The 19,359-nt window shown below is 73.8% G+C and carries 16 protein-coding genes; 8 read left to right on the top strand and 8 right to left on the bottom strand.

The genetic code is table 11. The features are described from left to right. The first annotated feature begins 175 nt into the window (after nucleotides 1–175). A complete protein-coding gene (serS, locus tag EAO77_RS07000; protein WP_147987185.1) occupies nucleotides 176–1,453 on the top strand; it encodes a serine--tRNA ligase in 1,278 nt (425 codons plus the stop codon). Next, a complete protein-coding gene (locus EAO77_RS07005) occupies nucleotides 1,450–2,262 on the top strand; it encodes an HAD family hydrolase (protein ID WP_147987186.1) in 813 nt (270 codons plus the stop codon). Before serS ends, EAO77_RS07005 begins: the two co-directional genes overlap by 4 nt. 383 nt (nucleotides 2,263–2,645) lie before the next feature. On the opposite strand, the gene EAO77_RS07010 is transcribed toward EAO77_RS07005, so the two are convergent. Continuing rightward, complete coding sequence (locus tag EAO77_RS07010; protein ID WP_147987187.1) at nucleotides 2,646–3,257, bottom strand: NADPH-dependent F420 reductase; 612 nt, start codon at nucleotides 3,255–3,257, stop codon at nucleotides 2,646–2,648. A gap of 163 nt (nucleotides 3,258–3,420) precedes the next feature. On the opposite strand from EAO77_RS07010, the gene EAO77_RS07015 reads away from it, so the two are divergent. Both EAO77_RS07015 and EAO77_RS07020 read left to right on the top strand, forming a co-directional pair. Continuing rightward, nucleotides 3,421–4,107, top strand: coding sequence for a FadR/GntR family transcriptional regulator (locus tag EAO77_RS07015; protein ID WP_147987188.1), 687 nt, complete (start codon nucleotides 3,421–3,423; stop codon nucleotides 4,105–4,107). Between the two features lie 95 nt (nucleotides 4,108–4,202). Then, entirely contained in the window at nucleotides 4,203–5,477 is a 1,275-nt protein-coding gene (locus EAO77_RS07020) for a CynX/NimT family MFS transporter (RefSeq protein WP_147987189.1), read from the top strand. Nucleotides 5,478–5,582: 105 nt separating this feature from the next. Here the strand turns inward: EAO77_RS07020 and EAO77_RS07025 are convergent, their stop codons facing one another. The 4 genes from EAO77_RS07025 to EAO77_RS07040 are packed head-to-tail and all read right to left on the bottom strand — an operon-like array spanning nucleotide 5,583 to nucleotide 9,167. Next, nucleotides 5,583–6,302: an ABC transporter permease gene (locus tag EAO77_RS07025; RefSeq protein WP_147987190.1), complete on the bottom strand. Its 720-nt coding sequence runs from the start codon at nucleotides 6,300–6,302 to the stop codon at nucleotides 5,583–5,585. A 17-nt stretch (nucleotides 6,303–6,319) separates the two neighbouring features. Then, nucleotides 6,320–7,231 carry an ABC transporter ATP-binding protein gene (locus EAO77_RS07030; protein ID WP_147987191.1) on the bottom strand — a complete coding sequence of 304 codons (912 nt, stop codon included), beginning with the start codon at nucleotides 7,229–7,231 and terminating at the stop codon, nucleotides 6,320–6,322. After that, nucleotides 7,228–8,130, bottom strand: a complete 903-nt coding sequence (locus EAO77_RS07035; RefSeq protein ID WP_147987192.1) for an ABC transporter permease — start codon at nucleotides 8,128–8,130, stop codon at nucleotides 7,228–7,230. Before EAO77_RS07035 ends, EAO77_RS07030 begins: the two co-directional genes overlap by 4 nt. After that, nucleotides 8,127–9,167: an ABC transporter ATP-binding protein gene (locus tag EAO77_RS07040; RefSeq protein WP_147989003.1), complete on the bottom strand. Its 1,041-nt coding sequence runs from the start codon at nucleotides 9,165–9,167 to the stop codon at nucleotides 8,127–8,129. The genes EAO77_RS07035 and EAO77_RS07040 overlap by 4 nt, the downstream gene beginning before the upstream one ends. A 231-nt stretch (nucleotides 9,168–9,398) precedes the next feature. Here EAO77_RS07040 and EAO77_RS07045 point away from each other — a divergent pair, with 231 nt between their 5' ends. From EAO77_RS07045 to EAO77_RS07060, 4 genes are all read left to right on the top strand, one after another. Beyond that, entirely contained in the window at nucleotides 9,399–11,177 is a 1,779-nt protein-coding gene (locus EAO77_RS07045; RefSeq protein WP_147987193.1) for an SDR family oxidoreductase, read from the top strand. A 298-nt stretch (nucleotides 11,178–11,475) separates the two neighbouring features. Beyond that, nucleotides 11,476–12,048, top strand: coding sequence for an RNA 2'-phosphotransferase (locus EAO77_RS07050; RefSeq protein ID WP_147987194.1), 573 nt, complete (start codon nucleotides 11,476–11,478; stop codon nucleotides 12,046–12,048). A 64-nt stretch (nucleotides 12,049–12,112) separates the two neighbouring features. After that, the gene (locus EAO77_RS07055; RefSeq protein WP_147987195.1) at nucleotides 12,113–13,015 is read left to right on the top strand and encodes an LLM class flavin-dependent oxidoreductase; all 903 of its coding nucleotides are present in this window, start codon (nucleotides 12,113–12,115) and stop codon (nucleotides 13,013–13,015) included. Between the two features lie 114 nt (nucleotides 13,016–13,129). Further along, complete coding sequence (locus tag EAO77_RS07060; protein WP_147987196.1) at nucleotides 13,130–13,993, top strand: HAD hydrolase family protein; 864 nt, start codon at nucleotides 13,130–13,132, stop codon at nucleotides 13,991–13,993. 104 nt (nucleotides 13,994–14,097) lie between these two features. Here EAO77_RS07060 and EAO77_RS07065 read toward each other — a convergent pair whose 3' ends face one another. The 3 genes from EAO77_RS07065 to cydC form a co-directional block, all read right to left on the bottom strand. After that, nucleotides 14,098–15,501 (bottom strand): M23 family metallopeptidase, encoded by a 1,404-nt coding sequence (locus tag EAO77_RS07065; RefSeq protein ID WP_315986080.1) that lies wholly within the window; start codon nucleotides 15,499–15,501, stop codon nucleotides 14,098–14,100. Nucleotides 15,502–15,811: 310 nt separating this feature from the next. Next, nucleotides 15,812–17,521, bottom strand: coding sequence for a GAF domain-containing sensor histidine kinase (locus EAO77_RS07070; RefSeq protein ID WP_147987197.1), 1,710 nt, complete (start codon nucleotides 17,519–17,521; stop codon nucleotides 15,812–15,814). Nucleotides 17,522–17,530: 9 nt separating this feature from the next. After that, nucleotides 17,531–19,359, bottom strand: a 1,829-nt coding sequence (gene cydC / locus EAO77_RS07075) for a thiol reductant ABC exporter subunit CydC (RefSeq protein ID WP_147989005.1), incomplete at its 5' end; no start/stop codon positions are given.

The following is a 19,359-nucleotide window of genomic DNA, read 5'->3' on the forward strand; positions in this document are numbered from 1 at the left end:
CCGGAGACCCGCCCGGCGCCGGTGCCGCAAAGGATCTTGCCGAACCGGCCGCCGCATCCCCATTCGCACGCCCAGACGGGCACTGCAGTTTTTATCAATTCTCGCAATTCGGGCAAAGCGACACGCATGGTTTATCCGGTGGGGTGGCCGGAGTCGGCACCGGTAGCCTGGTGGGGTGATTGACCTTCGTCTGCTCCGTGAGGACCCCGACCGAGTCCGCGCCTCCCAGCGCGCCCGTGGAGAGGACGTCGACCTCGTCGACGCCCTGCTCTTGGCCGACGAGCGGCGACGGTCCTCCGGCCTCCGCTTCGACGAGCTGCGCTCCGAGCAGAGGTCGCTCGGCAAGCTCATCCCCCGGGCCACCCCGGAGGAGCGCGCCGAGCTCCTCCGGAAGGCCGAGCAGCTCAAGACCGACGTCAAGTCCGCCGAGGCCGCGCAGAACGAGGCCGACGACGAGGCCCGGCAGCTGCTGCTGAAGATGGGCAACCTCGTCCACGAGGACGTCCCGGTCGGCGGCGAGGAGGACTTCGTCGTCCTGGAGACGCACGGGACCATCCGCGACTTCGGGGCCGAGGGCTTCGAGCCCAGGGACCACCTGGAGCTCGGCGAGGCCCTGGGCGCCATCGACGTCGAGCGCGGTGCCAAGGTCTCCGGCTCGCGCTTCTACTACCTGACGGGTGTCGGCGCGCTGCTGGAGCTGGCCCTGGTCAACGCGGCCATCGCCCAGGCCACCGAGGCGGGCTTCGTGCCGATGCTCACCCCGGCGCTGGTCCGCCCCCGGGCCATGGAGGGCACCGGCTTCCTCGGCCAGGCCGCGGAGAACGTCTACCACCTGGAGCGGGACGACTACTACCTGGTCGGCACCTCCGAGGTCCCGCTCGCCGCGTACCACATGGACGAGATCATCGAGGCGGACAAGCTGCCGCTGCGCTACGCCGGATTCTCGCCCTGCTTCCGCCGTGAGGCCGGCACGTACGGCAAGGACACCCGGGGCATCTTCCGGGTCCACCAGTTCGACAAGGTGGAGATGTTCTCGTACGTGGCCCCGGAGGACGCCGAGGCGGAGCACAAGCGCCTCCTGGAGTGGGAGAAGCAGTGGCTCACCGGCCTGGAGCTGCCCTTCCAGGTGATCGACGTGGCCTCCGGCGACCTCGGCGCCTCGGCGTCGCGCAAGTACGACTGCGAGGCGTGGATCCCGACCCAGGGCAAGTACCGCGAGCTGACCTCCGCGTCGAACTGCGACTCCTTCCAGGCCCGCCGGCTGTCGGTGCGCATGCGTGACGGCAAGAAGGTCCAGCCGCTGGCGACGCTGAACGGCACCCTGTGCGCCGTCCCGCGCACGATCGTGGCGATCCTGGAGAACCACCAGCTGGCCGACGGTTCGGTCCGGGTCCCCGAGGTGCTCCGTCCCTACCTGGGCGGCCGCGAGGTGCTGGAGCCGATCGCCACGTGAGCACCGCCCCGTTCCCGTACAAGCTCGTCGCCACGGATCTCGACGGCACGCTGCTGCAGAGCGACGGCACCGTCGCGCAGCGCACCCGGGACGCTCTCGCCGCGGTCACCGCGGCGGGAGCGGCGCACATCGTCGTGACGGGACGCGCCGTCCCGTGGACGCGGCACATCCTCGACGACCTCGGCTACGACGGTCTCGCGGTGTGCGGCCAGGGCGCGCAGGTCTACCACGCCGGTGAGCACCGGCTGCTGACCTCCCTCACGCTGGACCGGCAGCTGGCGGGCCTGGCCCTGTCCAAGATCGAGGCGGAGGTCGGGCCGCTGGCCCTCGCCGCGAGCCGGGACGGCCTGGACGGCGAGGTGCTGATCGCGCCCGGCTACCGGGCGCAGGGCGGGCCGCTGCCGTACACGCCGATGAAGGACCCGTCCGAGCTGTGGGCGGCGCCGCTGAACAAGCTCTACATCCAGCACCCCGAGCTGGGCGACGACGAGCTGACCCGGGCCGCCAGGGCGACGGTCGGCAGCCTGGTGGACGTGGTGATGGCGGGCCCGGGGATAGTCGAGATCCTGCCGCTCGGGCTGAGCAAGGCGACCGGGCTCTCGCTGGCCGCCCGCCGGCTGGGCGTCCGCGGCGCGGACACCATCGCGTTCGGCGACATGCCCAACGACATCCCGATGTTCGGCTGGGCCGCGCACGGCGTGGCGATGGCGAACGCGCACGACGAGCTCAAGGCCGTGGCCCACGAGATCACCGCGTCCAACGACGCGGACGGCATCGCGGTGGTGCTGGAGCAGCTGCTCGCGGCCTGAGCGGTCCTCCCTCCGGGCACCGCGGGGTTCGCCCGATCCGGGCGGAGACCTCGCACGAGGGGCCGGGAGGGGGCGGCCCGCGCGGATGCGCGCTCGAAGCGGCCGCCCCCTGGGCAGTGACACCGGACGGCGCGCGGCGGCGGCTCCACCCCGCTGCTGCCTGCCCGGTCCTGCCCGGAAGAGAGCCCTGCGGACGGGGACTCGAACTCCGCGTCGTCGCCGTGCTCTTTTCCCGGTCCGTGCCGCCGGTCTCGCACGTGTGTGCGGTGCCGGCAGGACAACTCTGCCGCGCCCGCCGTCCCGGTGCCACCGGATTTCCGCCCGGCCGCGGGCGTACGCCGACGCACGGGGGACGGCACGGCCCACTCGGCGGTGACGCGGCCTCAGCGCACCACGCGGATCCCGAAGGTGTACGTTCCGATCGACTCGGCGATGCCCATGAACAGCAGCGCGAAGTGCTCCTGCCCACGGGCGGTCCGCAGCTCCCCCAGGTCCATCACGGAGTCCGCCGGCCAGCCGAGGTCGTGCAGCAGCGACTCGACGCTGCGCTTCGCCGCCTCGTCGTCACCGGAGACGAACACCGTGCCGGGACCGGACAGTTCGCCGGGCGCGGTCATCGCCGTGGAGTCCATGGTGGACAGGCTCTTGACCACCCGGGTGTCCGGGAGGGCCCGCTGGATCTCCTCCGAGACGCTGGAGTTGGGGTGGGCGAGCCCCGACTCGGCGGTGAGGCCCACCGCGATGTCCAGCAGCACCTTGCCCGCCAGCGGCCCGGCCAGTGGGGCGAGCAGCGCCACGGAGTCGGTCCCCGGTGTGGCGTTGACGACGATCTCCCCCTGCGCGGCCGCCTCGGCGACCGTCACCACCGGGTGGTCGAGGTCCGTTCTGGCGTCCGGCTCACGGGAGCCGAACAGCACCTCGTGGCCGGCCTTCGCGAAGGCCGGGGCGAGGGCCCGACCCACATGTCCTGTGCCGATGAGCGCGATTTTCGTCATGATCCGACGCTAGGCCGCACCGGCCGGGCGCCGTATCGGGCCGTGGGCCCGGCCGCGCTCCGGCGCGAGCCCTAGGACGCACGGACCCACCGCGCAATGGTTTCATCATGCATCCATCCGGTTGTAGGATGACCGGGCAACCACCCCGGGCAGGAGGATCCCCGTGACCGCTCTGCGGACCGCCGGACGCACGTCCCTCGTCGACACCGTCGTCGAGGCGCTCCGTGCCGAGCTGGCCCGAGGCGAATGGTCCGTCGGCGACCGCATCCCCACCGAACACGAACTCGCGGACCAGCTCGGCGTCGGGCGCAACACCGTGCGCGAGGCCGTGCGGGTCCTCGTCCACGCCGGACTGCTGGAGTCCCGTCAGGGCAACGGCACCTTCGTGCGGTCCACCGCCGACCCGGCCGCCGTCCTGCGCCACATGCGCCGTGCCGACGCCCTGGAGGTGCTCGAACTGCGCGTCGCCCTGGAGGCCGAGGCCGCGCGGCTGGCCGCCGAGCGGCACACCGCGACGGACCTGCAGCGGCTGCGGGACGCCCTGGCGACCGTGGTGGCCGAGGGGGACCGGGACGCGGACGCCGACGTGGCGTTCCACCTCGCGGTCGTCGAGGCCACCCACAACTCCGCCTTCGTCGAGGTGTACCGCTTCTTCTCCGCCCAGGTGCACGAGGTGCTGGTCCACGCACTCGGCGACCACGAGATGCCGCCGGTCGACATCGCCGCGCACACCGCCCTCGTCGACGCCGTCGAGAGCGGCGACCCGGCCGCCGCCGAGCGGGCCGCCCGCGACCTCCTCGGGGTCCCCATCGACACCGTGCGCGCGCTGACCGCCCGCCGGGCGACCTGACCGGCCTCCGCGCCCCTCCCTCCCCTCCATCGCCGGAAGGCCCTCGCCCCGCCCGAGGCCCGCACCCGACGGTCACCACCAGAAAGGTGTTCGCCTTGGCACGCCCGGAATCCGGACCGCACCCCCTCCTCCTGCCCCCCGACGCCGAGGCCGACGTCCGGCCGTCGGCCGAGGGCAGGGCCGCCCGGCGGGCCCTGCTCGCCCGGCCCGCTGTGCTGCTCACCGGTGTCGTCCTCGCCTCGCTCAACATGCGCGCGGCCCTGGCGAGCGTGTCACCGCTGGCCGGCGAGATCGGCGGGGCCTTCGGGCTGTCGTCGGCCGCGACCAGCCTGGTGACCTCGGTTCCGGTGCTCTTCCTCGGCGCCGGCGCCCTGGTCGCCCCCCGGCTCGGCCGCCGCTTCGGCACCGAACGGGTGCTGTTCGCCGCGCTGCTGCTCCTGGCGGCCGGCATCTCCGTGCGCGTCCTGCCCTCGGTCGTCGCGCTGTACGGCGGCGGTGTGCTGGTCGGGACGGCGATCGCCCTGCTCAACGTCCTGATGCCGGGCCTGATCAAGCGCGACTTCCCGGACCGGGCGGCGTCGATGACCTCCCTCTACACGGGCGCGATGATCGCCGGGGCGACCCTGGCCGCGGCCGCGTCCGTGCCGCTGGAGCGGGCGTTCGGCGGCAGCTGGCAGGCGTCACTGGCGTCCTGGTCGCTGCTCGCGGCGGTCGCGGCGCTGGCCTGGCTGCCCCAGGTGCTCGTCGCCCGGGGCCGTACCGGACACGGGGTCCGCGCTGCGCCCGTCCCCGGCCCGGCGCGGAGCGTGTGGCGGTCCGCCCTCGCGTGGCAGGTCACCCTCTTCATGGGGCTGCAGTCGCTGTGGTCCTACGTGCTGATCGCCTGGATGCCCACGATCCTCACCGACCACGGGACGGAGGCCTCCACCGCCGGCCTGGTCTTCGCCTTCAACAACCTCGTCCAGGTGGCGAGCGCGTTCGTGGTGCCGCTCCTGGCCGGACGGATGCGCGACCAGCGGCCCCTGGTCGTGGCCGTCACCTCGCTGGTGGCGGCGGGCTTCGCCGGACTGATGGCCGATCCGGCGGGCGGTGCGTGGCTGTGGTCGGCGGTCCTCGGCATCGGGCAGGGCGGTGCGCTCGCCCTCGCCCTGACGCTCATCGTGCTGCGCACCGGCACGGCGGCCACGGCCGCCCGGCTGTCCGGGATGACACAGGCGGTCGGCTATCTGCTCGCCGCCCTGGGGCCGGCGGCCGCCGGCACGGTGCACGAGGCGACCGGCGGCTGGACCGTGCCGCTGGCGATGATGCTGGGGGTCTGTGCGGTGGCCGCGGCGGTGGGGCTGGCGGCCGCCCGCGACCGCACGGTCTGACGCCCCGCCCGCCCGGCACACAGGCCCGCGGGGCGGGAGCGCACCGGCTCCCGCCCCGCGGCGACCTCTCGCCCCGGCCACCGGGGCGCGTGCTCCCGGTAGGTCCTACTCCTCGCCGGCGAGAGTGAGGGTGCGCAGCTTCTGCCCCGCGTACCAGGTCGCGGCCACGGTCACCCCGGCGAGCAGCGCCACCGCCGCCGGCAGGCCGACGTCCGAGCCGACCAGGCCGTCACCGGCGATGCGTTCGGCGAGCGACAGCGCCCACTGCTGGACGCTGAGCGTCCGCGCGCCGGGCACCAGGCTGCCGAAGAGCGTCTCCCACACCAGGGCGTAGACGAGGCCGATGACGACCGCGTGCCGGCTGACCGTGCCGAGCAGCAGGAACAGCGCGCTGTAGGCGATCGAGGAGACCAGCGCGGCGACCGTGTAGGCGACGGCGACCTGCTGGCCGTTGCCGTTCAGGATCAGGCCCGCGACGAAGGTGGGCACCGCCGAGAAGGCCATGGTCACGGCGATCGCGACGATCAGCTTGGTGAAGACGATCGTCGGCCGCTTCACCGGCTTGGAGAGCAGATAGACGATCGATCCGTCGTCGATCTCGGGACTGATCGCCCCGGTGCCGGCGATCACGCCGATCAGCGGGACCATCGTGGCCAGCGCGAAGCCGCCGAGGACGTCGGCGGCCACCTGGTCGTCGACACCGTTCAGCATCCGCACCGCGACCGCGATCAGCAGCAGCAGGGCGGGCAGTACGAAGAGGATCGCGGCGCGCCGCCGTCCGAGGACGGCCTTGTAGGTGAGCCGGGCGACTGTGGGGTGGTACATGTGCGTCACAGCTCCTTTCAGGCCGCTACGAGGTAGGAGAAGACCGATTCGAGGGACTCGTCGGACGGCGAGACCGTCAGCAGCCGGATCGAGTGCTCACGGGCGACCCTCGGCAGCAGTTCGGTGAACCGGCCGAAGTCGACGGCCTGGATGCGCAGCGCCCCCTCGGTGACGTCGACCTCGATGCCGGCCGTCGACGGGTCCGCGATCAGCGCGGCCGCGAGCGCCCGGTCGTCGCTGGAGCGCACCAGATAGCGGTGCGGGCGGTCGGTCATCAGCCGCCGGATCCGGCGGAAGTCGCCGCTGGCCGCATGGCGGCCGGCGACGATCACCTCGATGTGGGAGGCGAGCTGCTCGACCTCCTCCAGGATGTGGGAGGAGAAGAGCACGGTCCGGCCCTCTGCTCCCATGCGGCGCAGCAGGTCCATCAGCTGCATCCGCTGACGCGGATCCATACCGTTGAACGGCTCGTCGAGCAGCAGCACCGCCGGGTCGTGGACCAGCGCGGACGCCATCTTCACGCGCTGGCGCATGCCCTTGCTGTACGTCGAGATCTTGCGGTCCTGGGCGTACTCCATCTCGACCGTGGCGAGCGCCCGCTGCGCCGCGCGGGCGTCGAGCCCGTGCAGTTCGGCGTTGGCGACGACGAAGTCGCGGCCGGTGAGGAAGTCGTACATCGCCTCCCGCTCGGGGACGACGCCGATCTGCCGGTACACCGACTCGTTGCGCCAGATCGGCTGCCCGTCGAGGGTGACCGTGCCGGTGGAGGGGGCGAGGAAGCCGCCCATCATGTTGATGAGCGTGGACTTGCCCGCGCCGTTCGGGCCGAGCAGGCCGGTCACACCGGGGCCGATGTCCATGGTCACGTCGTTGACGGCGACCACGTTGCCGAACCAGCGCGAGGCGTGCTCGATGCTGACTGAGGTCACAGCCCCACCTTCCGATAGCGGCGCATCAGCACGGCGTAGCAGCCGGCGATCAGCGCGAGGACGACGAGCAGATAGACCGCGCCGGCGCCGGCGCCCGGCCCGGAACCGCCGGGGAAGGCCGATTCGGCGCCCAGGAAGGCGGTCTGCACCCCGTCGACGAGCGTGACCGGCGAGAACAGGCCGAGCCACTGGATCGCGCCGGACGACCCGGTCTCCCAGGCGATCGCCTGCACGGTGGAGACCGCTCCGTACGTGATGGTCAGCGTCGCGATCACGGCGGCGACACCGAAGCCGCGCCGGGGGGTGAGGGCGGCGAGCACCAGGCCGATCCCGCCGAAGAGGACGGACAGGAGTGCCACGGAGACCATGCCCTGCGCGAAGCCCTTCGTCTGGTCGGTGAAGTCGAACTTCGCCAGCATCGCGCCCAGGTAGAGGATCACCAGCGGCGTGCCCGTGAGGACGAACAGCGCCGAGGCCATGGCGGCGAACTTGGCGACCACGTAGTCCACCCGCTCGATCGGGCGGGAGAAGTACAGCGGGACGGACTTGAACCGCAGGTCCCGGGAGACCGACTGCGGGGCCTGCGCCGCGAGGAACAGGCCGATGAGCGCCTGCATCACGATCGCGTAGCGGGTGTACTCCACCGGCAGCTCGGTCGTGTTGGGCACCGCGACGGCGACCGCGACCATGATGGCCGCGACCAGGCACATGATGCCCATGAGGATCATCGGCAGGACCTTCGACTTGGCCGACCGGCCGAGTCCGAAGGAGCCGCGCAGGGACTGCGAGTAGAGCGAGCGGCGCGCGTAGGCGCGGCCGAGGCGGGGGCCGTCGTAGTTGCGGTATCCGATGTTGTGGATCCGCGTGGCATCGGGCGCCCCGGGGGTGTGGGTGCTCACCGGGCCTGCACCTCCCTGCCGGCCGGCGTCGCCGTGCCGGTCTCGTCGTCCCTGCCGTCGCCGGCCCGTGTGCCGTCGTGTCCGCCGTCGTCCGCGGCGCCGGCCGCGGCGGGACGGAAGACCTCGGCGATGTGGTGGCGGCGCTGTTCCATCCGTACGAGCCCGAGGCCGAGGTCGGCGACGGTGTCCCGGACGGTGTCGTACGTCTCCTCGCCGGCCGCCTCCAGCAGCAGGATGTGGCCCGCGCCCGGCAGGCCCTCCTCCGTGCCCTCGTGGATCCGGACCCCGGCGGCGCTGAGCGCCGTCCGCAGGGCCGCGGTGCCGTCCGGGTGGGTGTCGGAGTCGGTGACCTCGACCGCGAGGGTCGCGGTGGCCTGGGTGAAGTCCTTGGTGGAGCTGGAGCGCAGCAGGCTGCCGCCGTCGATGACGACGACGTGGTCGCAGGTGCGCTCCAGCTCGCCCAGCAGGTGGGAGGTGACGAGGACCGAGATGCCGAAGTCCGTGTGGATCCGGCGGATCAGGCCCAGCATCTCGTCGCGGCCGACCGGGTCGAGGCCGTTCGTCGGCTCGTCCAGCAGCACCAGCTGCGGGTCGTGGACGAGGGCCTGCGCGAGCTTCACGCGCTGCTTCATACCGGTCGAGTAGCCGCCGATGGGCCGGTAGCGCTCCTCGTACAGGCCCACATGGCGAAGCGTGTCGGCGGTGCGCTCGCGGGCCGCGGTCGGCGGCAGGCCCGACATGCGCGCCATGTGGACGACGAACTCGGTGGCCGAGACGTCGGGCGGCAGGCAGTCGTGCTCGGGCATGTAGCCGACGCGCTCACGGATCTCGGCGCCGCTCGTGGCCACGTCGAGGCCGAGCACGGCGGCGCGGCCCTCGGAGGCGGGGGACAGACCCAGCAGGATCTTGATCAACGTGGACTTGCCGGCTCCGTTGGCGCCCACCAGGCCGGTCACACCGGGGCCGATGTCCAACGAGAGCCGGTCAAGCGCGGTCACCCTGGGGAACCGCTTGCTCAGGCTTTCGGTCACGATCACAGTCACACCTCGACCGTAGTGGCGCGCACCACATCCGACGTCACTCTCGCGGCCCGACCTTCTCCGACTCCAGAGGTACGGCACCCCGAGGGGGCATGCGACCTGAGTGGGGGTTTCCCCCGTCGGGGCCGCCCGGCACCGCCGGGGGGCGGGCGCCCTTGACGCGGCCGCGGGCCATGGTCAGATTCGTCGGGTGGCATCGTGCGGGACCGGACAGGGAGGGGCGCACCGGTGGGCGTCGAAGGTCTGCAGGGGGCGCGCGAGCGCCGGGTCCGGACGGGCGGGGTCGACCTGTGCGTCGCCGAGCTCGGCGACGCCGGCCGCCCGACGGTGGTGCTGGTCCACGGCTATCCGGACAGCAAGGAGGTCTGGGCCGAGGTCGCGTCGCGTCTGGCGGACCGCTTCCACGTGGTGCTGTACGACGTCCGGGGCCATGGCCGCTCCTCCGCGCCGAAGCCGCTGCGGGGCGGGTTCACGCTGGAGAAGCTGACGGACGACTTCCTGGCCGTCGCCGACGCCGTGAGCCCGGACCGGCCGGTCCACCTCGTCGGGCACGACTGGGGTTCGGTGCAGGGGTGGGAGTTCGTCACCGTCGCCCGGACCGAGGGGCGCATCGCCTCCTTCACCTCCATGTCGGGCCCGTCGCTGGACCATTTCGGGCACTGGATCAAGCGGCGGACGAGCCGCCCGACCCCGCGCCGCGTCGGCCAACTGCTGGGCCAGGGAGCCAAGTCCTGGTACGTCTACCTCCTCCACACCCCTGTGCTCCCCGAACTGGCCTGGCGGGGACCGCTGGGCAGGCAGTGGCCGAGGATGCTGGAGCGGGCCGAGGGCGTGCCGTCCGGGGACTACCCGACGGCCTCGCTGCCCCGGGACGCCGCCCACGGCGCCTGGCTCTACCGCGACAACATCCGTGCCCGGCTGCGGCGTCCGCGCCCCGACGCGCACGCGCACACCCCGGTCCAGCTGATCACGCCGACCGGTGACGCCTTCCTCTCCGAGCGGCTCTACGACGACCTGGACGCCTGGGTGCCCCGGCTCACCCGGCGCACCCTGCCGGCGAAGCACTGGATCCCCCGCACCCGGCCCGACCATCTCGCGTCCTGGATCGCCGAGTTCGTCACCCTGAACGAAGGCGGGGCACCGGACGCCACGGCGTCCGCGGCACCCCGCCAGGACGCGTACGGGCAGCGGTTCGGAGGGCAGCTCGTCCTGGTCACGGGTGCGGCGAGCGGTATCGGGCGGGCCACGGCGCTCGCCTTCGCCGGTGCCGGGGCCCGGGTGGTCGTGGTGGACCGGGACGCCGAAGGGGCCGCCCGCACAGCCGAGTCGGCACGGGCGGCGGGGGCGGCCGGGGCGTGGGCGGAGGCGGTGGACGTCGCCGACGAGCAGGCGATGGAGAAGCTGGCGGAGAGGGTCACGGCCGAGCACGGTGTGGTGGACGTGCTGGTCAACAACGCCGGTGTCGGGCTTGCCGGTTCGTTCCTCGACACCGGGACGGAGGACTGGAGGCAGGTCCTGGACGTGAACCTCTGGGGAGTCATCCACGGCTGCCGTCTCTTCGGCCGCCGGATGGCCGAGCGCGGCCAGGGCGGGCACATCGTCAACACCGCCTCCGCCGCGGCGTTCCTGCCCTCTCGGACCCTGCCCGCCTACAGCACCTCGAAGGCCTCGGTGCTCATGCTCAGCGAGTGCCTGCGCGCCGAACTGGCGGGCCGGGGCATCGGCGTGTCGGCGATCTGCCCGGGCATCGTCGACACGGGCATCACGTCCACCGCGCGCTTCACCGGCGTCGACGCGGCGGAACAGCAGCGTCTGAGGAAGCGGTCCGCGCGGCTGTACGGGATGCGCAACTACCCTGCGGAGAAGGTGGCGGACGCGATTCTGCGCGCCGTGCTGACGAACCGCGCCGTGGTCCCCGTGACCCCCGAGGCGCGCCTCGCCCATCTGCTGTCCCGCCTCGCGCCGAAGCTGCTGCGGGCGACGGCGAGGATCAAGCCTCCGCTGTGAAGTCGGCGCGAACCTCGGTGGAGGGACGCGGTGTTGTACGGAGACTTGGCGTCCGGCGTTGCTGCTGCGGGGTGTTGACGTGGGGATGCCGAACAGCGTGGAACCGTGAGGGTTTTGAGTCGATTTGTCACAATTGCCGCACAAGGCAGGCTTGTTGCTCACAACGGTTGCCACGCACGGGTGTTGTCCACAGAATCGTCAAATTACCTGTGGATAAGTCGAGTTGGCTGTGGATCAAACATCCGGTTCCCAGAAATTCGAGTGGCGTCCACGACATCCCGAGAGGCACCCTGCCGATATGACCACAGGACCAGCCGATGAGCCACCGGACGACCGGCGCACCGTGAAGGTGTCGAAGTACCTCTCGAAACACCTGCGCCACCAGCCGGAACGCATCGGCCTCACCCTCGACGCCAACGGCTGGGTGCCCGTGGACGAGCTGATCCGCGCGGCGGAGGCCCACGGCTTCCCGTTCACCCGGGCCGAGCTCGACCACGTGGTGGCGGCCAACGACAAGCAGCGCTTCACGATCGACGGCGGGCGGATCCGCGCCAACCAGGGGCACACCGTCGAGGTCGACCTCGGGCTCGCGCCGTCCGAGCCGCCGGAGTACCTGTACCACGGCACCGTCGCCCGCAATCTGGACGCGATCCGCTCGGAGGGCCTGCGGCCCATGGACCGCCACGACGTCCACCTCTCGCCCGACCGGGAGACCGCCACCCGGGTCGGGGCCCGCCGCGGCCGCCCGGTCGTCCTGCCGGTGCACGCCGGCGCCCTCCACCGCGCCGGCCATGTCTTCCGCGTCAGCGCCAACGGGGTGTGGCTCACCTCGTCCGTCCCGGCGCGGTACATCCGCTTCCCCGGCGGCTGACACCCCGGCCCGGCGACACCCGGCGGCATCACGGGCGGCGCCGGGGCGCACGTAGGCTCGGGGCATGACTCTGCGCCTGAGCACCGTGATCCTCCCCGTCGACCGCTGGCACGAGGGGGGCCGCGCGACGTGGCAGCGCGCCGAGGAGCTCGGCTTCCACGCCGCGTACACCTACGACCACCTGTCCTGGCGCTCCTTCCGTGACAGCCCCTGGTTCGGCGCCCTGCCCACGCTCACCGCCGCCGCCACCGCCACCGGGCGGATCCGCCTGGGCACCCTCGTCACCTCGCCGAACTTCCGGCACCCCGTGACCCTCGCCAAGGAGCTGATCTCGCTCGACGACGTCTCCGGCGGCCGCGTCACCCTCGGCATCGGCGCGGGCGGCAACGGCTTCGACGCCACCGCCCTGGGTCAGGAGCCGTGGACCCCGCGCGAACGCGCCGACCGGTTCGCCGAGTTCGTGGCGCTGCTGGACGGGCTGCTGACCCAGGACGCCCTCTCGCAGCGCGGCGACTTCTACTCCGCCGAGGAGGCCAGGAACGTCCCCGGCTGCCTCCAGCGGCCCCGCCTTCCCTTCGCCGTGGCGGCGACCGGGCCCCGGGGGCTGCGGCTGGCCGCGGCGTACGGTCGGGCGTGGGTGACCACGGGCGACCCGAAGCTGTACGAGGCGGGCACGCCCGAGCAGTCCGTCGAGGCGCTGCGCGGCCAGATCGCCAGGCTCGGCGCGGCCTGTGCCGAGACGGGCCGGGACGTGGCGGACCTGGACAAGATCCTGCTGACCGGCTTCACCCCGGACCGCACCCGCCCGCTGGACTCGGTCGACGCCTTCGTGGACTTCGCCGGCCGCCATCGCGACCTCGGCTTCACCGATATCGTGGTCCACTGGCCGATCGCCGGCTCGGACTTCGCCGCCGACCAGGGCGTCTTCGAGAAGATCGCCACCGAGGCGCCCGCCCAGCTGGCCTGAGCGCGGCACGGACGTGTGCGGAGGGGATCCGGCCGGACACCCCCCGCACATGATCGATCACTCAGATGTGCGACCTCTCGCACGCCCGTGCACCTCGTGAGCGAGAATGACCCGGTGACGACTGATATCGATCCCCGGCCCCTGCCCGCTGTCCCCCGGCTGATCGCCACCGACCTGGACGGCACGCTCCTGCGTGACGACAAGTCCGTGTCGGATCGGACGATCGCCGCCCTCGCGGCCGCCGAGGAGGCCGGCATCGAGGTCTTCTTCGTCACCGGCCGTCCCGCCCGCTGGATGGACGTCGTCAGCGACCATGTGCACGGGCACGGGCTCGCCATCTGCGGCAACGGCGCCGCCGTGGTGGACCTGCACTCCGGCGGCACGCTGGTCCGCGTCCGGGATCTGCCGCGGCCGACCGCGCTCGATGTCGTGCGCACCCTGCGGGAGGCCGCGCCCGGCACCTCCTTCGCGGTCGAACTGGCCACCGGCATCCACTACGAGCCCGCGTACCCGCCGTTCCACCTGGATCCGGGCGCGACCGTCGCCTCCGCCGAGAAGCTGCTCCACGAGGCGCGGCCGGGCGAGGGCGCCCCCGTGCTGAAGCTGCTGGCGCACCACACGGAGCTGACCCCCGACGGCTTCCTCGCCCTCGCCCGCACGGTGGCCGGCGACCGGGCGTCGATCACCCGCTCCAGTCCCACCGCCCTCCTGGAGATCAGCGGCCACGGCGTGAGCAAGGCCAGCACCCTCGCGCTGTGCTGCGCCGAGCGGGGCATCTCGTCGGACGAGGTCGTCGCCTTCGGCGACATGCCGAACGACGTGGAGATGCTGACCTGGGCGGGCACCTCGTACGCCATGGGCAACGCCCACCCGGAGGTGATCGCGGCGGCTTCCGGACGGACGGTCGCCAACAACGAGGACGGCGTCGCGGTGATCATCGAGGAACTGCTGGCCCGGCGCGCGGCCTCTCGGCGGTAGGCCCTCCTCCGTGACGGGACGCGCGGCGCGCCCCGTCACGGACCGCCGGGGTCACCGGAGCACGGCGGGCCCCGGCGGCGTGGCGGTGCCCGGGCCGCCGGGGCTCACAGGCGCACGCCGTGCTCCCGCAGCCAGACGGCCGGGTCGACACCCGATCCGAGGTGCGGCGTGAGCCGCACCTCGAAGTGCAGGTGGGGTCCCGTCGAGTTGCCCGTCGTACCGGCCTGACCGATCCACTGTCCGGTGCGCACCCGCTCGCCCTGGTCGACACCCACCCCGGCCAGGTGCGCGTACTGCGTGTAGTAGCCGTTGTCGTGCCGGACGACGATCTCGATGCCGAACGCGCCGCCGCAGGCGACGGACTCCACCACCCCCGGGCCCGCCGACCGCACCGGGGTCCCGATGTCGACCGCGAAGTCCTGGCCGGTGTGCCCGCGCGCCCAGCGGTCGCCGGTGCTCGCGAAGCCGGCGGACAGCGCGTAGCGCTCGACCGGCGCCACCCATCCCCTGCCTCGCGGCAGGGCCGGCTGGTCCAGCCGCACGGCTCCCGCGCAGGATCCCGCCGCCACGCTGGAGTCGGCCTCGCCCTGCAGCTTCCACCGCGCGGTCTCCAGCTTCGCCTCGATGCCGCGCTTGACGGACGCCAGCCGCGCCGTGCGGGCGGCGAGGTCCTGCCAGGCCGCCCGGGCCTTCTTCTCGGCCTCGGCGTAGCGCCGTTCCGCCGTCCTGGAGTGGTCCAGCAGCCGGTTGACCGCGCGTTCGGACTGGGCGGCGAGCTCGAACCCGCGCAGCAGCGCATCGGGATCGTCGGCGAGCAGCAGACGAGCGGTGCGGGTGAGCGCCCCACCCGTGCGGTACTGCTCCCGCGCGACGCCCCCGATGACGTCGTGCAGGCGGGCCAGCCGGGACCTGCGGTCCGCGAGGGCTCTCTGGAGCCGGCCGGCCACGACCCGCTGCGTGTCGGCGGCACGGCGGCCCCGCTCGTACTGCCGCGTGGCGCGGGCGGCCTCCGCGTACAGCCGGGCCACCTGGACGGCCGTGGGCTGCGGCCCGTCCGGTGCCGGCGCCCGCCGTGCCGCGCCCTCCGCCCCGGGGCCGGGGGCGGGCGGAGGGGTGGGAGCGGCCCATGGGAGCGGGAAGGCGCCCGGGGCCGGTCCGTGCGGCGGTGGTACGTCGCCGGGGAGCGGACCGTGCAGCGGCAGTCCGCCCGGTACCGGACCGCTCCCCGGAAGCATCCCGGGCGCCTGTGGGCCCGCGTCCCTCGGCGCCGGATCGTCGTGACCGGGCACGGCGAGGAGCGCGGCGGGGCGGAGCCGGCCGGTGACGGGCAGGAGGGGGCGCTCCCGCGCCCCGTCGCCGGTGCCGGCCGGCCGGCGCTCCCCGTGGTCGCCGGCCGTTGCGGGGCGCGCCTCGGGCCGGGACGACGCCGCGGCGGGCGCCGCCGTCCCGAGGAGGACGACCAGCACCACCGGCAGGATGGTCATCCGCTTGCGGCTGCTCGCACACATCCAGGGATCGTGACCCGTCCCGTACGCCGAGCCCGGGAGCCCGGAGTGTCATAGGGCCACCTGGCCCAGCGGTCACCACGTCCCGAGCGACGGCCCGCCGCTCCACGGGCCTTCGGGGTCCACCCCGTGACGGGAGCGGGACGGCGGACGGGGCATTCTCCCGGGCGGCCGGCGCCGCTCGCGGCACGCGTGCGGCCCGCCTCGCGGGCGTGCGGCCCGGGGCGCGCGTACAGCCCGGGGCACGCGTGCAGCCCGCCTCGCGGGCGTGCGGCCCGGGGCGCCGAGCCGGGGAGGTCACCCGGGAGGCCCCTCAGAGAGGGGCCTCCCAGTAGACGGTGGTGCCCGCGCCGTCCGGTCCGATGCCGGGTCCGTTTCCGCTCGAACCGCCGAGGGACTCCGCTCTGCGGGCCAGGTTCCGCAGGCCGCTGCGCCGGCCGCCCTCCGGGAGGCCGACACCGTCGTCGCCGACGCTCATGCGGACGCCGGCCGATCCGTCGGGGAGCGTCACCGTCGCGTCCACGACGACCTCGATGGACGAGGCCTCCGCGTGCCGGAAGACGTTCGACAGGGCCTCGCGCAGCGCCGCGATCAGGTTCTTGCCGGTCAGCTCCCCCACGCCCGGTTCGACGGGCCCGACGAACCGGTGGGTGGGCCGGAAGCCGAGCGGCACCGCCGCCATGTTGATCTCGCGCAGGATGCGGGCGCACAGCCCGGCCTGCTCCTCCGCGGGCCCCTGGCGGAGCGCGAAGACGGCACTGCGGATCTCCTGGATGGTGATGTCCAGTTCGCCGACGGCCTTCCCCACGCCCTCCCGCACGGCGGGCGCCGCCGTGGTGCGCTGCGCGCTCTCCAGGAGCATTCCGGCGGTGAACAGCCGCTGGATGACCAGGTCGTGCAGATCCCGGGCGATCCGGTCGCGGTCCTCCAGCACGGCCAGGCGCTCCCGGTCACGCTGGGTCTGCGACATCATCAGCGCGAGGGCGGCCTGCGAGGCGAACTGCGCGGCCAGCGCGCGCTCGGCCGCCGTGAACGGCGGGGCGCCCACGGCCCTCGGCACGACGAGCGCCCCGAGCACCCGGCCGCCGCTGCGCAACGGCAGCAGCAGCGCCGGACCGTACGGGGCGCCCAGCCGGGTGACCGTCCGCGGGTCGGTCGCGGCGTCCGTCGTCACCAGCGACTCGCCGGCGAGCAGTGTGGCCACCACGGCGCTGTCCGCCGGGACAACCGTTCCGAGGGAGGGCGCTGAGGCGTCCGAGGAGGCCGCCACGATCTCCAGACCCCCGCCGTCGGCAGGCAGCAGCACCAGTCCCGCCGCCGCGTCGGCCAGCCGCCGGGCCTGCTCGGCGACGACGGTCAGCGCCTCGTCCGCGTCCCCGCCGGCCAGCAGCGCGGTGGTGACGGCCACGGCCCCGTCGATCCACCGCTCCCGGCGCCGGGCGGCCTCGTAGAGCCGGGCGTTGCCGACGGCGATGCCCGCCTCGGTCGCGAGCACCTTCACCAGCTGGAGATCGTCGTCGTCGAACTCCGCCCCGCCCGCCTTCTCGGTCAGATACAGATTCCCGTAGATCTCGTCCTGCACCAGGACCGGGACGCCGAGGAAGGTCCGCATCGGCGGGTGCCCCTCCGGGAACCCGGCCGCCCGCGGGTCGGTCGTGAGATCGGCCAGCCGCAGGGCGACCGGTTCGTGGATCAGCGCTCCCAGCAGCCCGCGCCGGCCGTCCGGTCTGCGGCCGATCGCCTCCGCGACGCCGTCGCCCACTCCGTGGGTCACGAAGTCCGAGAGCCCGTCGCCCTCGGTGTCGACGACGCCGAGGGCCGCGTACCGGGCACCGGTGAGCTCGGCGGCGGTGCGGCAGATCCGGGTCAGCGTCGTGTGCAGCTCCAGACCGGTGCCGATGCAGCGCATCGCCTCCAGCAGCCGCGGCACCCGGGAGGCCGCCCCGGCCGTCGTGCCCGGGGCGGCAGAGGCGGATCGTGCGGTCTCGGCGCCGGACGGCTCGTGGGACGGGGGCGGCTTCATGCTGGGAGCCTAATGAGGAGCGTTTGTCACAGAAAGTCGGAAACGCTCCGCCTCGGTCTCCCTCTCGCGTTCCAGCATCGTGCGCAGCGGCCCGTCGACGAGTGCCAGGTCCTCGTAGGTCCCGCGCTGGACGACGTGTCCGCCGTCGAGCACCACCACCTCGTCGACGCCCTGAAGTCCCTTGAGCCGATGGGTGATCAGCACGGTCGCCCGGCCCTCGCCCGTGCGGCTGCGGGTCGCCGCGAGCAGGTCCGCCGTGAGCGCGTCGGCCGTGGCGAGGTCGAGATGCTCCGCGGGCTCGTCCAGGACCAGGACCGGAAAGCGGGCGAGGAGGGCCCTGGCGAGCGCGAGGCGCTGCCGCTGACCGCCGGAGAGCCGGGCGCCCTGCTCCCCGACGAGGGTGTCGAGGCCGTCCGGCAGCGCTTCGGCCCACTCCAGCAGGCGTGCTCCGGCCAGCGCGTGCCGCAGTTCGCCGTCCGTGGCGTCCGGCCGCGCGAGCCGCAGGTTCTCCCGCAGGGAGCTGTCGAAGATGTGGGCGTCCTGGGCGCAGAGCCCCACGAGCCGCCGTACGGCGTCGCCTTCCAGGCCGCGGGCGTCGCTCCCGCCGATCGTGTACGTCCCCCGGTCCGTGTCCAGGAACCGGAGCAGGATCTGGGCCAGCGTGGTCTTGCCCGACCCGGAGGCGCCGACGACGGCGATCCTGCTGCCCGGCGTGAGCGTCAGGTCGACACCGCTCAGCGCGGCCCGCCCCCGGCCCTCGTACGTGGCACCCGCGCCCCGCAGGACCAGCGGGAAGGCGGTCGCGGGAGGGGCGCCCGGGGTTCGGGGCTCGGCGACCGGCTCGGGGGCGTCCAGCACGTCGTGGACACGCTCGGCACTGCGTTCCACCCGCTTGCGGTACTGCACGGCGAGGGGCAGTCCGGCGACCGTCTCGAACGCGGCGAGCGGGGTCAGGACCACCACCGCGAGCGCCACCCCGCCGAGTCGTCCGTCGTGGACGGCCTGCACCCCGACGACGGCGGTCGCGGCCACGGTGAGGCCGCAGACCAGCGCGGACAGACCGCCGCCGAGCGCCGTCACGGCCGCACCCTGCGCGCTGATCCGGGTCAGCCGGGCGTCGGCCGCCCGCGCCTCGGCCAGCCGGGTCCGCAGCGCACCCGCGACGGTCAACTCCGCCGTGCCCCGCAGCAGATCGGCCACCACGGTGGCCAGGTCGCCGCGCGCCGGGGCCAGGTGCCGCTCCGTCCGGCGGGCGATCCGGCCACTGAGCACCGGCACCCCCACGCCCGCGACCAGCAGGCCCGCGGCGAGCACGGCGCCCGCCTGAGGCAGCAGCACGGCGGTGAAGGTCACCGCGCCCGCGCCGACGACCGCGGCGGCCCCGGCCGGCAGCAGCCACCGCAGCCAGTAGTCCTGGAGGGCGTCCACATCGGCGACGAGACGCGACAGCAGGTCGCCCCGGCGCCTGGGGGCCAGCCCCGCGGGCGAGATCCGCTCCAGCCGGCGGAAGACGGCGACGCGCATCTCGGCGAGCATCCGCAGCACCGCGTCGTGCGACACCAGACGCTCGGCGTAGCGGAAGACGGACCGGCCGATGCCGAAGGCCCGGGTGGCCGTCACCGCCACCATCAGGTACATCACCGGCGGCTGTTCGGATGCCCGTGAGACGAGCCACCCGGACACGGCCATCAGCCCGACGGCCGACCCGAGGGCGAGGGCGCCGAGCAGCAGCGCGAGGGCCAGCCTGCCGCGCAGCCCGTCCGCCGCGGCACGCACCCGCGCCAGCGGCGACCGCGCCCCGCCCGGGCCCTGCCCCCCGGCCTCCGGCGCGGCAGGCT

It is taken from the genome of Streptomyces sp. T39 (genome assembly GCF_008042045.1).
Lineage (GTDB): Bacteria > Actinomycetota > Actinomycetes > Streptomycetales > Streptomycetaceae > Streptomyces.

Coding starts and splice junctions, on each gene's coding strand:
- EAO77_RS07010 (WP_147987187.1), bottom strand. CDS start 3,257: ATGACGAAAATCGCGCTCATCGGCACAGGACATGTGGGTCGGGCCCTC.
- EAO77_RS07025 (WP_147987190.1), bottom strand. CDS start 6,302: ATGTACCACCCCACAGTCGCCCGGCTCACCTACAAGGCCGTCCTCGGA.
- EAO77_RS07050 (WP_147987194.1), top strand. CDS start 11,476: ATGACCACAGGACCAGCCGATGAGCCACCGGACGACCGGCGCACCGTG.
- EAO77_RS07055 (WP_147987195.1), top strand. CDS start 12,113: ATGACTCTGCGCCTGAGCACCGTGATCCTCCCCGTCGACCGCTGGCAC.
- EAO77_RS07065 (WP_315986080.1), bottom strand. CDS start 15,501: ATGTGTGCGAGCAGCCGCAAGCGGATGACCATCCTGCCGGTGGTGCTG.
- EAO77_RS07070 (WP_147987197.1), bottom strand. CDS start 17,521: ATGAAGCCGCCCCCGTCCCACGAGCCGTCCGGCGCCGAGACCGCACGA.